Source organism: Streptomyces sp. NBC_00691, assembly GCF_036226665.1.
Classification (GTDB): domain Bacteria; phylum Actinomycetota; class Actinomycetes; order Streptomycetales; family Streptomycetaceae; genus Streptomyces.
Map to the genome: position 1 here is coordinate 2341064 of NZ_CP109007.1, position 14030 is coordinate 2355093.

Sequence of the window (14030 nt, forward strand, 5' to 3'; positions counted from 1 at the left end):
CGTACTCCTCACTGGCTGGTACTTCGACGGTACACGCCCCCTCAGGGGGTACGGGGCCAGAGTCCGGGGTCGGGGGTGAAGCGCACCCGGAGGTCTCCCTCGACGAGTCCCGCGCCGGTGACGGTGCAGCGGCGCAGGGCGGCCGGCAGGGGCACGTTGCGGCGGAAGGCGCCGACGGTCAGGAGCAGTTCGTCACCCCTGCGGACGAGGGACAGATCCTCCTTGACGGCCCCGGGGAGGGCGATGTGCCAGACGAGGACGCCGTCCTCCTCCCGGCGGTCCTCGACGGACCACGCCGGTACGGGGTCGGGGACGGCCGCCGGGCGGCGGGCGGGCGCGAGCGGCACGAGGTCGTCGGGGCCGCGGGGGTCCCGGCCGAGGTGCGGCAGCTCGTCGACGCCCGCGGCGCCGGAGGCGGTACGGAGTTCCGCGAGGTGCCGGTGCTGCTGGGCGGTCAGTCCGGCGAGCCAGGGGTCCTCGGAGCCGGCGGGCAGCAGCCGGTTGGCGACCACGGAGTCGAGGGCGAGTCGCTGGAGGGCGAGGCCGAGCCGGGCGGTGCGCAGGGCGCGGGCGGCGGCGGGGCCGGGTTCGAGGACCAGCCGGACGCTGGTGGTGGGGGCCTCGACGACGGCCTGGACGGCGGCCAGCTCGGTCTCCCAGCGCCCGGTGGTCTCGTACAGCCACTGCGCGGGCATCGGGACCCCGGCGAGCTGGGCGAGCATGGGGCGCAGGGCGCGGGCGGCCTGCCGTTCCGGCGGCAGGAGGCGGCGCAGATAGCGGCGGAGCTGCTCGGGCAGGGCGAGGAGGGCGAGGGCCTCGGTGAGCGGCGGCAGGTCGACGACGGCGAGCTCGTGGTCGCCCTCGGCGGCGTCGCGCAGGGCGCGGAGCAGGGCGAAGTGGCCGCTGCCGGGGAGTGCGGTGAGTTCGGCGTCCTCGAAGGGCGCGGCGCCCAGCAGGTCGAGGGCGGTGGAGGAGCGGGCCTGGAGGGCGAGGAACTCACGGCGGAAGTCACCGGCCGGGTCGGGGCGCAGGACCCGGAGGCCGTCGCCGCTCAGGAGCGGGTCGGCGTCCGCGGAGACGAGCAGGACCCGGCGGCCCGCCCGCGCCTCGGCGAGGGCGGTCGCGGCGGCGACGGTCGTGCGCCCGGCGCCGCCGAGGCCGGTGACAAGGATGATCCGCATGCGGAGGACGTTACCCGCGCCCTCCGGGGGCTCACGCGCCGGATTCGACGCGCTTCTTCAGGCCGGCGAGGGCACGGTCGATGATGACCTTCTCCGCCTTGCGCTTGATCATGCCGAGCATCGGGATCTTGACGTCGACGGTCAGCTGGTAGGTGACCTCCGTGCGGTCGCCGCCGCCCACGGCCGCCAGCCGGTACGACCCGTCGAGCGATCGCAGCATCTGCGACTTGACCAGCGTCCAGCTGACCTCGTCGCCCCCGGTCCAGGTGTACGCCAGGGTGTGGTCGTCCTTGATCGCTCCGGCGTCGAGAAGAAGGCGCACCTTCTCGGCGCGGCCTGCGGCGTCGGTCTCCAGGACCTCGGCCTCCTTCACCTCGCCCGTCCACTCGGGGTAGCGGGCGAAGTCGGCGATCACGCCCATGACGTCGGCCGGCGCCGCCTCGATGGTGATGCTCGAGCTGGTGTGTTCGGCCATCGTGGTGGCTCCTCCACTGTGCGGTCCGGCGGAAGTCAAAGGGCACAGACGTGCCGACGGCAGGCTATCGCGCTGCGACGCGGCGCCCGTCACCACTCCAGGGCGAAGGGCCTGCCCGTCGAGGCGAAGTGGCCGACGTTCACGCACTCGGTCGACGCGATCCGCATCCGCCGGACGAGCGGCTGGTGGACGTGGCCGAAGAGGGCGTAGCGGGGCCGGGTGCGCCGGATGGCGTCGAGCAGGGCCCGGCTGCCGCGCTCGAAGCGGCGGGCGACGGTGTCGTACGTCAGGTCCGGCACGTCGGGCGGGATGTGGGAGCAGAGGACGTCGACGTCGCCGAGCGCCTCGACCTTCGCCGCGTACTCCTCGTCGGAGATCTCGTACGGCGTGCGCATCGGGGTGCGCAGACCGCCGCCGACGAAGCCGAAGACGAGACCGCCGACCTCGACCCGCTCGCCGTCGAGGACGGTCGTCCCCGGCTGGGCGAACTCGGGCCAGAAGCGGGGGATGTCGACGTTGCCGTAGGTGGCGTACGTGGGGGTCGGGAAGGCGGCGAAGAGTTCGGCGTACTGGCGGCGGACCGCGCCCTCGATCGCGGTCTCGCGGTCGACGTCGAGCTCGGCCCAGAGACGGCGCCCCAGGTCACGGGCCTCGTCGAAGCGGCGGGCGGTGCGCAGCTCGACCAGCCGGTCGGCGTTCTCGACGCCGAAGAGGTCGGGGAAGATCCCGCGGCTGTGGTCGGCGTAGTCGAGGAAGAGGACCAGGTCCCCCAGGCATATCAGGGCGTCGGCCCCGTCCCCCGCCCTGGCGAGGTCTCCGGCGTTGCCGTGCACGTCACTGACCACATGGACTCGCATGGGCCCCACCTTAGGGGGTGTCACCTGCGGTTACTTCCGAGTCGGGAATCCTGTGGATTACTGTGCGGAGAGCACCGCCACACATGTGTGACGCACGGAACATCTGGCCGGAACCCCCTATCCGGAACCGTGTACTGATGGGTAACGTCCGGGCAGTCCAGTCGTGCTCTCCCCCACGGAGCACCCGCCAGTTCTTGGACTTCACCGGTGCATCACACAGAGCCGTGGCGCCGGCGCCCGATGAGGAGCAGCAGTCTTGCGCGAGTTCAGCCTTCCGGCCCTGTACGAGGTCCCCGCGGACGGCAACCTGACGGATCTCATCCGCCGCAACGCCTCCCAGCACCCAGACGTCGCCGTCATGGGCCGCAAGGTCGACGGCGTGTGGACGGATGTGACCGCGACGCAGTTCCTCGCGGAGGTCCGCGGGGCCGCCAAGGGCCTGATCGCGGCCGGTGTCGAGCCGGGCGACCGGGTCGCGCTGCTCTCCCGCACGCGCTACGAGTGGGTGCTCCTCGACTTCGCGATCTGGAGCGCGGGCGGCGTGACCGTCCCCGTGTACGAGACCAGCTCGCCGGAGCAGATCCAGTGGATCCTCGGCGACTCGGGCGCGAAGCTGGTGCTCGTCGAGAGCGGCGCGCACCAGGAGTCGGTGGAGTCCGTACGGGCTGACCTGCCGGAGCTGAAGGGCGTCTGGCAGATCGAGGACGACGCGGTCGCGGGCCTCACCACCGCCGGCGCGGACGTCTCCGACGAGCTGCTCGACGCGCGCATGTCGGCGGCGAACGCGGACGACCCGGCGACGATCGTCTACACCTCGGGCACCACGGGCCGCCCCAAGGGCTGTGTCCTGACCCACCGGGCCTTCTTCGCCGAGTGCGGCAACGTGGTGGCGCGGCTGAAGCCGCTCTTCCGCACGGGCGAGTGCTCGGTGCTGCTGTTCCTGCCGGCCGCGCACGTCTTCGGACGACTCGTCGAGGTCGCCTCCGTGATGGCGCCGATCCGTCTCGGCTGCGTCCCCGACATCAAGAACCTCACGGACGAGCTGGCCTCGTTCCGGCCGACGCTGATCCTGGGCGTGCCCCGGGTCTTCGAGAAGGTCTACAACTCGGCACGGGCCAAGGCGCAGGCCGACGGCAAGGGCAAGATCTTCGACAAGGCCGCGCACACGGCCATCGCGTACAGCAGGGCGCTCAGCACCCCGCAGGGCCCGTCCTTCGGACTCAGGCTGAAGCACAAGATCTTCGACAGGCTGGTCTTCAGCAAGCTGCGGGCGGTGCTCGGCGGCCGTGGCGAGTACGCGATCTCGGGCGGCGCGCCGCTGGGCGAGCGGCTGGGCCACTTCTTCCGGGGCATCGGCTTCACGGTCCTGGAGGGCTACGGCCTGACGGAGTCGTGCGCGGCGACCGCGTTCAACCCCTGGGACCGGCAGAAGATCGGCACGGTCGGTCAGCCGCTGCCCGGGTCGGTGGTGCGGATCGCCGACGACGGCGAGGTGCTGCTGCACGGCGAGCACATCTTCACGGAGTACTGGAACAACCCGACGGCGACGGCCGAGGCGCTGGCGGACGGCTGGTTCCACACGGGCGACATCGGCACCCTCGACGAGGACGGTTACCTCGCGATCACCGGCCGGAAGAAGGAGATCCTGGTGACGGCGGGCGGCAAGAACGTCGCCCCGGCGGTCATCGAGGACCGGATCCGGGCGCACGCGCTGGTCGCGGAGTGCATGGTGGTCGGCGACGGGCGCCCGTTCGTGGGCGCGCTGGTCACGATCGACGAGGAGTTCCTGGGCCGCTGGGCCTCGGAGAACGGCAAGCCGGCGGGCTCGACGGCGGCCACCCTCCGCGACGACACGGACCTGATGGCGGAGGTCCAGCGCGCGATCGACGACGGCAACGCGGCGGTCTCCAAGGCGGAGTCGGTGCGCAAGTTCCGCATCCTCCCGGCGCAGTTCACGGAGGAGGCGGGCCACATCACCCCGTCCCTGAAGCTGAAGCGGAACGTGGTGGCGAAGGACTTCGCGGACGAGATCGAGGCGATCTACCGGGCCTGATCCGGTCCGGCGTGCGTACGGCCGGAGGCCCGGGGCGGTGTCGCCCCGGGCCTCCGGCCGTTCCCTTTCCGCACCGCGCTCGCTACAGCAGCTCCTTGAGGCGCTCCGCGAGGAGGTCCCAGCGCCACTTCTCCTCGACCCAGGCACGGCCCCGCTCGCCCATGCGGGCACGGAGCTCGGGGTCGAGGAGGAGGGTGCTGACGCGGTCGGCGGCGTCCTCGGCGGACTCGCCGCGGACGACCCAGCCGGTCTCGCCGTCGAGGACCGCGTCGGGGGCGCCGCCCGAGTCTCCCGCGACGACGGGGAGGCCGGTCGCGGAGGCCTCCAGGTAGACGATGCCGAGGCCCTCGACGTCGAGGCCGCCGCGCCGGGTGCGGCAGGGCATGGCGAAGACGTCGCCGGCCCCGTAGTGGGCGGGCAGCTCCGACCAGGGGACGGCGCCGGTGAAGCGTACGGACCCGTCCACCCCGGTCTCGGCGGCGAGCCGGCGCAGATCCTTCTCGTACGGGCCGCCACCGACGATCAGGAGGACCGCGTCCGGCACGCGGCGCAGGATCTGCGGCATGGCCCTGATCAGGGTGTCCTGGCCCTTGCGCGGGACGAGCCGGGAGACGCAGACGACGACGGGGCGGTCGGTCAGCCCGAGACGGGCGCGGACCTCGGCGCCGCCCGAGTCGGGGTGGAAGGTCTTCTCGTCGACGCCCGGCGGCAGCTGCCTCATGCGGTCCGCGGCGGCGGGCGTGAGGGCGGCCGCGATCCGGGAGCGGGTGTACTCGCCGAGGTAGGTGATCGTGTCCGTGCCCTCGCCGATCCGCCGGAGCAGTCGCCGGGAGCCGGGCAGCTGGGCCCAGCCGGCCTCGTGCCCGTGCGTGGTGGCGACGAGTCGCCGCGCGCCGGCCCCGCGCAGCGCGGGGGCCATCAGGCCGAGGGGCGCGGCCGCGCCGAACCACACGGACTCGCAGCCGTGCTCGCGCAGCAGCGCGGTGGCACGGGCCGTGACCCGAGGTGTGGGCAACAGCATGGTGGTGCGATCCCGGACGACCGTGAAAGGCTGTTCGGCGTCGAACGCGGCCGTCGCCTCGATCCCTTCGCGGCTGCGCTTCCAGGTGGAGGCGTACACCACGATCTGCTCGGGATCCAGGCGGAGGGCCATGTTGTGCAGGAAGGCCTGGATTCCGCCCGGACGCGGCGGGAAGTCGTTGGTTACGATCAGGGTCTTGTGCATCGTGGCCGACAGTACCGCGCGCGCACCCACCGCCCAGCACCACCATCCCCCGCGGCAGCGGGCCGACAGGACAAGGAACAGGACAGGTATGACGGGCGCAGTGGGCATCGGATCACGCACGCGTCTCCGCCTCCCGATCGGCCTCTGGGGCCTGACCCGGATCATCCTCCTGTTGTGTGTGTTCAAGGTCGTGGTGGTCCCCGGTCCGGACGCGACGCTCGAGGTCGAGCAGATATACCAGGGCTGGTACGACGTCCTGCGGACCGGTGAGTACCCCCGGTCCGACGTGACCTGGCAGTACCCGCCGGCTGCCGCCCTCGCGATCCTCTCTCCCGTGCTGCTGCCCTTCCTCGGCTACGCGGCGGCCTTCTTCGTCCTGGCGTTCCTCTGTGACGCCTTCGTCATGGGCCTCCTCCTCTACACCGGCCGCCGCGCCGGCCGGTCGACGCGGGGTGCCTGGCTCTGGCTGGCGGCGGTGCCCCTGCTCGGTCCGACCGCGTACGCCCGTTACGACGTCATGGTGACCGCCGTCGCCGTGGCCGCCCTGCTGGCCGTCGGCCGCGATCCGCGCGTCCTCGGTGTGCTCGCCGGTTTCGGCGCCGTCCTCAAGGTGTGGCCGGCGCTGCTGCTCGTGGGCACCCGGAAGGGCGGGGCGACCTGGCGTTCCTGGCCGGTGGCGGCGGGGGCGGCGGCCGCGGTGCTGCTGCTGTGCGCGGCCTGGATGCCGGGGTCGCTGGCTTTCCTCTCGTACCAGAGCGAGCGGGGCACGGAGGTCGAGTCGATGGGGGCGATGGTGTTCCACGTGGCCCGGCACTTCGGCTGGGAGGGCGAGGCCCGGATGAACTACGGCTCGATGGAGTTCCTCGGCCCCTACGTCTCGTGGGTGTCGTCCGGTGCGATGGTGCTGACGTTCCTCGCGTTCGGATGGCTGGCATGGTGGCGGTTCAAGGCGCGCCGGTTCTCCTCGTCGACGACGGCGGACGCGGCCTTCGTCGCCGTACTGCTCTTCACCGTGACGAGCCGGGTGATCTCACCGCAGTACATGATCTGGCTGTTCGGCCTCGCCGCGGTCTGTCTCGCCTACCGTTCGAGCAGCATGCGGCGGCCCGCCCATCTGGTGCTGTGGGCGACGGCCGTGACGCAGTTCGAGTTCCCCGTCTGGTTCTTCCATGTGACGCAGAGCGATCCGCTGGGCATCGGGGTGCTGTTCCTGCGCAACGGCCTCCTGGTGGTCGCCGCCCTCTCCGCCTGCCGCGCCCTGTGGCGGCACACGGTGACCGAGGCCGGCGTCGTGCGCATCCCCGGGCAGACGCGTCGGCCCGAGCGCGAAAAGGCCCTGGCCGGTTCGGCCTGATCAGGAGTGGCCCGAACACCGATACGCACTGGTGCTACCCTGGGGCACCTTTGCCTTCCCGTTAGGTTCTTCTGCTGACATGAACAACTCGATTCTCTCGGTCGACACGCTTCAGCGGCACGGGACGGGCGGCGGGGCGACCACCGCAGAGGATGCGCCGAAAGCCCCGGCAGGTATATCCGGGAAGTCACTCCTCATGGTTTCCGGCGGTTTCTTCCTGCTGTATCTCCTGCTGTCGACGCGACGTCACGCAGCGAACCTCACGACAGGGTACGACCTGGGCATCTTCACCCAGATCGTCAGATCCTACTCCGAGTTCTCGGCCCCCTACTCGAATCTCAAGGGGCCCGCGTACAACACACTCGGGGACCATTTCCACCCGATACTCGCGCTCCTCGCACCCGTCTACAAGGTATTCCCTTCGAGCTATACGCTGCTGGTCTGCCAGGCAGCTCTGGTGGCGTTCTCCATAATTCCCCTGATGAAGTGGGCACACAAAGCGAGGGGACAGAAATTCGCCTATTGGGTCGGAATTTCCTACGGCGCCTCGTGGGGAATCGCCGCACTCATCTATTTCGACTTCCACGAAGTCTCCTTCGCGGTGCCGCTCCTGTCCCTCTCCCTCTGCGCCGCCGGTCGGAAGAACTGGCGCGCGGCCGCTCTCTGGGCCCTGCCGCTGGTGCTGGTCAAGGAGGACCTGGGGCTCACGGTCGCCGCGATCGGGGCCTATGTGGCCTGGAAGGGGCCGCGGGTGACGGGGCTCGCCGTCGCCGCCTTCGGGGCCGGCGCGACGGCGCTGCAGATGCTCGTCGTCCTTCCACACTTCAACCCCCTCGGGCAGTTCGCCTATCTGCCGCCCGAGACCGCCGAAGAGGTCGGCATGCTGGCGCAGGCCGCCGGAGCCCTGTGGCCTCCGGTCAAGTGGCTGACGCTCTTCATGATCGTCGCGCCGACCGGCTTCCTGGCCCTCCGGTCTCCGATCCTGCTCGTCGCGCTGCCGACGCTGGCCTGGCGCTTCACGGGATCGAACCCCTTCTACTGGGGGATGGAGTTCCACTACAGCGCGGTCCTCATGCCCATCGCCTTCGCGGCCGCCGTTCACGCGGTCGCGAACGGCGTGACCCCGCGGCGGGTCGTGCCCGCCTGCGTCATCGGCGCGGTGGCCACGAGCGTCACCCTCTTCACCCACCCTCTGCACGAGGTCGTGCTGCCACGGACCTGGAGCGACTCCGCCTACGTCAGGACGTCGGACGCGCTGCTCGGGAAGATCCCCGACGGCGCCACCGTGGCCGCGTCGAACCGCCTGGCCGCCCAGCTCGCCGACCGGGCCGCCGTCAGCGAGGTATGTCTGTTCCCCCGCTCCTTCCCTCCGAAGGAGCGCCCCGAGTGGATGATCTACGACGCCGCCGACACCTCCGACCCGGAGTGCGCGACCGGCAAGGCGCTGGAAGCCGCCGACCCGGAGGTCCCCGGATACCGGGTCGTCGAGACGCGGGACGGCATCACCCTGCTCAGGCGTGCGGACGACGCGCGGAGTTCCCGGTAGGCCTCCCCCGGGACGGCGGGTGCCGGGTGGGTGAGCGGCAGCCGGACGAGGACGCCCGCGAGCGTGAGATCCGGGCGCGGTACGGACTGCCGCGGGCCCGGCCTATGCCAGCCGTCTCCCCAGGTACTCCCGCCAGTCGGCGGTGAACTCCTCGGGGGTGGTGTCGAGCACCTCGTGGAGGGCCGTCTCCACGGCGCCCTCCCGGCCCGGGTGCGCGCCCACCGCGCGATAGAAGTCGGTCAGCCTGGTCTCGCCCCAGCGGTCCGCGATCAGCTCACAGGCAAGCCAGCCGCCCTCGTACGCCCTGGCCAGCGCCTCCGCGTCCGCGCCGAAGGCGAAGTCGGGATCCTCCGGGAGCCGGGCGGGCAACCGGCCCGCGCGGACCGCGCGGCGCAGCTCGGGGGCGGCCTGGGCGGCGGTGCGGTCGGTGTCCCGGTAGGCGACCCGGTCGGCGAATCCCTCGGAGAGCCAGACCGGGGTCGACGGGGTGGTGGCGGCGCGGGTGGCGACATGGACGGTCTCGTGGGTGAGGACGAGCTGCCGGCCGAACTCGCCGAGAACCCCGTACGCCTCCGGGTTCACGATCACCCGGTCCGCGGGGGCGTCCGCGCCGGCCCGCGTCTCCCCCGTGGTGACGGCGGCGATGCCCCGGTAGGAGGTCCCCGGCGCCCCGAGGAGCTCGCCCATCCCCGCCAGCGACCCGGGGACGAGGACCACCACGTCACGGGCCCACTCGACGGGCCACGCGGCGGAGACGACGGGAACGGCCCGGTCCGCCGCCGCGGCGATCTCCCGCAGCCGCTCGGGCTTCTGTCCGACGCCGAGGACGAGCGAGCGGGCGCCCCGGACGGTCGCCACGTCGCCCTGCTCCCAGAGCTGCCGGGGCGCCCCCGGCGCCGGGCGGTCACCGGTCACGTACCAGCGCCCGTCCCGCTCCGTCAGATCGAGGACCCGGGCGCCGGTGACGGGCCGGCGGTCGTGGCCCGCCAGCCGGTGGCCGAGGTCGGCGCGGACGGTGACGCGGTCGGCGGCCGTGCGGTCGACCCCGTTGAGCCGGTAGCTCCAGCCATCGACGGGAACCGTTGCGAGCCGCCGGAAGACGGTGAGGGCGGCCGGGGCGTACGAGGGATCGACCGCGGCGAGGTAGCCGGGCTGGTCGCGGTCGAGGAGCGCCCTGGCGTGCCGGTCGAGGAGCGCCTGTATCTCCCGGGCGGCCGTGTCGGCGGGTCGGTCGGCGCGCCCACCGCAGCCGACGAGCCCCGCGAGCAGGAGCAGCAGGACCGCCAGGCAGGCCGTAGCCGGCCTCCGCGCTCCACACCCCTGACCCGCCACGCCTCCGATCGTACGGTCCGATCGGCGGGAACCGCGTCCGGTACGGTCCTGACCCCGGTGCGGGGCTCTGCCGCGGGCGGGCTCAGACCCGGGTCACCGTCACGTGCGACATCATGTTCACCGGGTCGTAGCGGACCCGCGCGCCCGGATACGGGGCATGGATGACCTGGCCGTTTCCGGCGTAGATCCCCACATGGCTGGCGTCGCCGCGGTACGTGACGAGGTCACCGGGCTGCGCCTGCGAGAGCGGCACCTGCCGGCCCGCGTACCGCTGCGCGGAGGAGGTCCGCGGCAGGCTGATCCCGGCCCTCCCGTACGACCAGACCATCAGGCCCGAGCAGTCGAAGGCGGAGGGGCCGGTCGCCCCCCACACGTACGGCTTCCCGACCGCGCTGCGGGCGGCGATCACCGCGGCGGCAGCCCGTGAGGAGCCGGGGGCGGCCTCGGGCATCGGAGGCAGCTCCTCCGCGCGGCCGCCGGAGCGCGAGGCCCGGTCGAAGTCGGCGCGCTCCTCGACGGTGAGGGTGGCCAGGACCCGGCGGGCCTCGGCGAGCTTGCCCTCGACGACGCGCTTGTGGCGGGCGACCTCGGCCCGGCTGCGCTCCAGCTCGACCAGGGCGGTCCGGGCCTCGGACCGCTTCTGGCCCAGCCGGCGCTGCTCCCGCCGGAGTTCGCCGAGAGCGACCCCCTGGCGGGCGGTGATCCGGTCGAGCGCGGAGGCCCGGTCGAGGTAGGTGTCCGGGTCGGAGGAGAGCAGCAGGGCGAGGGCGGGGTCGATGCCGCCGGAGCGGTACTGGGCGCCGGCGACCGAACCGAGCGCGCCCCGCATGTGGTTGATGCGCTCCTGGCCCCTGGCGAGGCTGTCCTGGGCCTGGGAGACCGTCCGGCGCAGCGCGTCCGCCTTCTCGTCCGCCCGGTTGTAGCCCTCGGTGGCCTTCTCGGCCTCCTCGAAGAGGCGGTCCACCGTGGCACGGGTGGCCTCGGACCCGGCACCGGGCTCGGCGCTCGCGGGGACGGCCCCGAGGGTCGCGGCGGCGGTGGCCGCGGCGGCGGTGAGGACGGTGACCCTGGCGGGTCGGCGGTGGGACGCCACGGATCGCGCTCCGTTCGGCTCGACGCTGACTGGCGCGGCAGACAGTAGCCGTTGATCAGTCCGCGTCCAACGAAGGCGCCGGGCACACAAAGTGACGCCCCGCCGGAGATCACAGGTCACCGGCGGGGCGTCAGGTCAGCTCGCGTCGCTGCGAACCACCCGATTGGGCGGTACGGCTGCGCGGGTCGCGTCGGGCGGGTCAGCCGCCGATGCGGACACCGAACTGGAACGTGCCCATGTAGCTCATGGACTCGTAGCGGACGTTGGCGCCCGGCTTGGGTGCGTGGAGGATCGTGTTGTTGCCCGCGTAGAGACCCACGTGCGACAGGTTGTTGAAGAAGACCAGGTCGCCCGGCTTGAGCTGGCTGCGGCCGATCTTCGTGCCGTCGTTCTGCTGGGTGTACGTGACGCGGCTGAGGTCGACGCCGGCCTGGCCGTAGGCCCACTGGGTCAGACCGGAGCAGTCGAACGACGAGGGGCCCTCGTGACCGGACTGGTACGGCATGCCGATGCGGGTGGCGGCGGCGCTGAGCGCGGCGGCACCGAAGCCGGACGCGGCGGCCTCGTTGCCGAGGTCGATGCGCTCGCCGGCGTCGCGGCTCGCGCGCTGCTCCTTCGCGCGCTCCTCCTGCTCCATCTTGGCGCGCTCGGCCTGGGTCAGCGTGTTGAGCAGCTTGCGGGCGTCGGCCAGCTTGCCCTGGTACATCTTCTTCTTCTCGCCGAGCGTCTTGCGGACGTCCTCGAGGTCGCCGAGCTTCGTGGTGGCCTCGGCGCGCTGCTGCGCGAGGCTGCGCTGCTTGGCCTGGATCGAGGTGAGGACGTCGGCCTGCTGGGCGCTCAGCTGGTCGATCGCGGACGCCTTGTCGAGGTAGGTGTCCGGGTCGGCGGAGAGGAAGAGCTGGAGGGCCGGGTCGATGCCGCCCGAGCGGTACTGGGCGCTGGCGACCGAACCGATCTGGTCGCGCAGGGTGTTGAGCTCCTGCTGGCCGCGAGCCACCTTGTCCTGGAGGTTGCCGATCTCCTGCTGCAGCTTGCCGCGGCGCTCCTCGGCGAGGTTGTACTGCTCCGTGGCCTCCTCGGCCTCGTGGTGCAGCTTGTCGACCTTCGACTTGACCTCGTCGATCTTGGGCTTGGCGGGGGCCGCCTGGGCGCCCGTCTGGGCGGTGAGCGCTACGGCGGCGGCCGCGGTCGCGGTGAGTACGGTCACGCGCATGCGGCTCGGCTGCTTGGGTCGACGGTGGGACGCCACGAAGGCGAGCTCCTTCTTCCTCAGAGCCGCCCAACCGGTAAGGGGCAGGCGGTTCCTCCGCCGCCACCCCGGATGGGTGATCAACCGCGCGAAGGTTCGAGCCCCGACCCTAGTGACCAACTTGTGATCAGTTCAAATCCCACTGGCAAAAATATCGCTCACGGACCACTTAATTTACACAGACCGCACAGGCAGTGATGGGCACTTGACGGTCCGCCCTCCAGAATTCGGGCATACGACACAAGAGTTGCGATGTGTACCGATGCCTCAGGAGAGCCGCGAAAGCCGCTTCAGCAACAAGGCGGACGCCACGGGGCGCGCTCCTGCCTTCGCCACTCCGTCGGCCACCTCGCGGTCCGTGGAGACCACCACGACCGGCCGGCCCGGCGGCTCGGCCCGCACCAGCTGACGGATCAACTCGTCGGCGGTCACACCGGGCTTGGAGAACAGCACCCGCACCCCGCGCGGCGGCGCGAGGAGCACCGGGGCCGCCAGCTCCGCCCCGTCGAAGACACAGGTGACCTCCGCGCCCGAACGGGCCGCGAGGGCCGACAGGCTGCCGAGGAGCCGCAGCCTCTGCTTCTCCAACGGCATCGTGGGATAGCCGGTCTTGGTGACGTTGTAGCCGTCGACGACCAGATGGGCCTGCGGCAGCGCGAGGAGCTGGTCGAGCAGCGCCGGGTCGGTCTCGGAGAGCGCCCGGGCGGCGATGTCCTTCGGCGACATCCGCCCCGGCTCCACCGCGTCCACGGTGTCCGCCGGGTGCACCGACACGGGGGGCAGCGCGAGTTCGCGGCGCAGCCCCTGGGCGGCGTCGAGCACGGTGTCGAGCAGCAGCCGCAGCCGCATGTCCTCCACCGAGCGCCCCTCGCGGGCGGTCCTGCGGCTCGCCTCCAGAGCGGCCTCGACCTCGCCGAGCCGGGCCTTGAGCCGTCTGCTCTCGCTCTCGGCGGACGACACCTGGGCGGCCGCCTCCGCCTTCGCGGCGTCGATCTCGCCCTGGACCCGGCGCAGCGCGGCCTCGCCGCGCTTCACGTCGCTCTGGGCGCTGCGCAGCTTGCGGTGAAGCGATTCCGTTTCCTTCCGGGCCGCCTCCAGATCGTGGCGCAACTGCTCCGTCTCACCGCGCGAGCGGTCCCGGGCGGCGACGAGTTCCTCGCGCAGCCGCTCCAGTTCACGCCGGCCCGCCTCGTCGGCCCGCTCGGCGTCGACGCGCTGGGCCTCCTCGCCCGCGGCGGCCACCAGCTTGACCCAGCCCGGCGGACGCAGCACATAGGCCGCGGCCGCCACGTCGACGGGGTCGGCCGCGGCGGGCGGGGTGCCGGTCTCGACGGCTCCGGCCAGCTCGGGCTGGCCCTGCTTGAAACGCTCGCCGATCCGCTGCCGGAACAGCGGGTCGCTCTCCAGGGCCGCCGCCATGGCGTTCCCGGCGAACTTGGCGCGCCGGCTCGCGGTGAACCGGGCGTACTGCCTCAGGGGTGCGGGCAGCTCCGCGACGGTCAGCCCGCCGAAGGCGTCGGCGACCAGCGCGACCACCCGCCGCCGTACGCCTTCCGGCAGTGGGTGGTCGAGCGTCTCGGCAGCGTCACCTGCCGCGCCGGCCGGCTCTCCACCGTGCGCGGGCTGCTCCACGATCCGTCACCCCTATGTCGTCCGCGCCGTCCC

Annotated in this window: 11 protein-coding genes; 3 read left to right on the forward strand and 8 right to left on the reverse strand. The window is 72.3% G+C overall.

The window, feature by feature from the left end; translation table 11 throughout:
- Positions 1-41 precede the first annotated feature (41 nt).
- From OG392_RS10530 to OG392_RS10540, 3 genes are all read right to left on the reverse strand, one after another.
- Entirely contained in the window at positions 42-1181 is a 1140-nt protein-coding gene (locus OG392_RS10530; protein WP_329277908.1) for an ArsA family ATPase, read from the reverse strand.
- 31 nt (positions 1182-1212) lie between these two features.
- Positions 1213-1656, reverse strand: coding sequence for an SRPBCC family protein (locus OG392_RS10535; protein WP_329277910.1), 444 nt, complete (start codon positions 1654-1656; stop codon positions 1213-1215).
- 89 nt (positions 1657-1745) lie between these two features.
- Positions 1746-2513 carry a metallophosphoesterase family protein gene (locus tag OG392_RS10540; RefSeq protein WP_329277912.1) on the reverse strand — a complete coding sequence of 256 codons (768 nt, stop codon included), beginning with the start codon at positions 2511-2513 and terminating at the stop codon, positions 1746-1748.
- Positions 2514-2769: 256 nt separating this feature from the next.
- Between OG392_RS10540 and OG392_RS10545 the strand changes: the two genes are divergently transcribed.
- A complete protein-coding gene (locus tag OG392_RS10545) occupies positions 2770-4566 on the forward strand; it encodes an AMP-dependent synthetase/ligase (protein WP_329277914.1) in 1797 nt (598 codons plus the stop codon).
- Between the two features lie 82 nt (positions 4567-4648).
- Here the strand turns inward: OG392_RS10545 and OG392_RS10550 are convergent, their stop codons facing one another.
- Positions 4649-5791, reverse strand: a complete 1143-nt coding sequence (locus OG392_RS10550; protein ID WP_329277916.1) for a glycosyltransferase family 4 protein — start codon at positions 5789-5791, stop codon at positions 4649-4651.
- An 88-nt stretch (positions 5792-5879) separates the two neighbouring features.
- Here OG392_RS10550 and OG392_RS10555 point away from each other — a divergent pair, with 88 nt between their 5' ends.
- Both OG392_RS10555 and OG392_RS10560 read left to right on the forward strand, forming a co-directional pair.
- Positions 5880-7145 (forward strand): glycosyltransferase family 87 protein, encoded by a 1266-nt coding sequence (locus OG392_RS10555; protein WP_329277917.1) that lies wholly within the window; start codon positions 5880-5882, stop codon positions 7143-7145.
- 196 nt (positions 7146-7341) lie between these two features.
- Positions 7342-8691, forward strand: a complete 1350-nt coding sequence (locus tag OG392_RS10560) for a DUF2079 domain-containing protein (protein ID WP_329277919.1) — start codon at positions 7342-7344, stop codon at positions 8689-8691.
- A 102-nt stretch (positions 8692-8793) separates the two neighbouring features.
- Here OG392_RS10560 and OG392_RS10565 read toward each other — a convergent pair whose 3' ends face one another.
- From OG392_RS10565 to OG392_RS10580, 4 genes are all read right to left on the reverse strand, one after another.
- A complete protein-coding gene (locus tag OG392_RS10565) occupies positions 8794-10023 on the reverse strand; it encodes a hypothetical protein (RefSeq protein ID WP_329277921.1) in 1230 nt (409 codons plus the stop codon).
- 82 nt (positions 10024-10105) lie between these two features.
- Positions 10106-11116, reverse strand: coding sequence for a C40 family peptidase (locus tag OG392_RS10570; protein ID WP_329277923.1), 1011 nt, complete (start codon positions 11114-11116; stop codon positions 10106-10108).
- A gap of 199 nt (positions 11117-11315) precedes the next feature.
- Entirely contained in the window at positions 11316-12365 is a 1050-nt protein-coding gene (locus OG392_RS10575) for a C40 family peptidase (protein WP_329277925.1), read from the reverse strand.
- 267 nt (positions 12366-12632) lie between these two features.
- Complete coding sequence (locus OG392_RS10580; protein ID WP_329277927.1) at positions 12633-13997, reverse strand: NYN domain-containing protein; 1365 nt, start codon at positions 13995-13997, stop codon at positions 12633-12635.
- Positions 13998-14030: the final 33 nt, after the last annotated feature.

Bases quoted from the DNA above. Each gene is read 5' to 3' on its own strand.
- OG392_RS10560 (WP_329277919.1), top strand. From the start codon at position 7,342: ATGGTTTCCGGCGGTTTCTTCCTGCTGTATCTCCTGCTGTCGACGCGA.
- OG392_RS10540 (WP_329277912.1), bottom strand. From the start codon at position 2,513: ATGCGAGTCCATGTGGTCAGTGACGTGCACGGCAACGCCGGAGACCTC.
- OG392_RS10530 (WP_329277908.1), bottom strand. From the start codon at position 1,181: ATGCGGATCATCCTTGTCACCGGCCTCGGCGGCGCCGGGCGCACGACC.
- OG392_RS10550 (WP_329277916.1), bottom strand. From the start codon at position 5,791: ATGCACAAGACCCTGATCGTAACCAACGACTTCCCGCCGCGTCCGGGC.
- OG392_RS10555 (WP_329277917.1), top strand. From the start codon at position 5,880: ATGACGGGCGCAGTGGGCATCGGATCACGCACGCGTCTCCGCCTCCCG.
- OG392_RS10535 (WP_329277910.1), bottom strand. From the start codon at position 1,656: ATGGCCGAACACACCAGCTCGAGCATCACCATCGAGGCGGCGCCGGCC.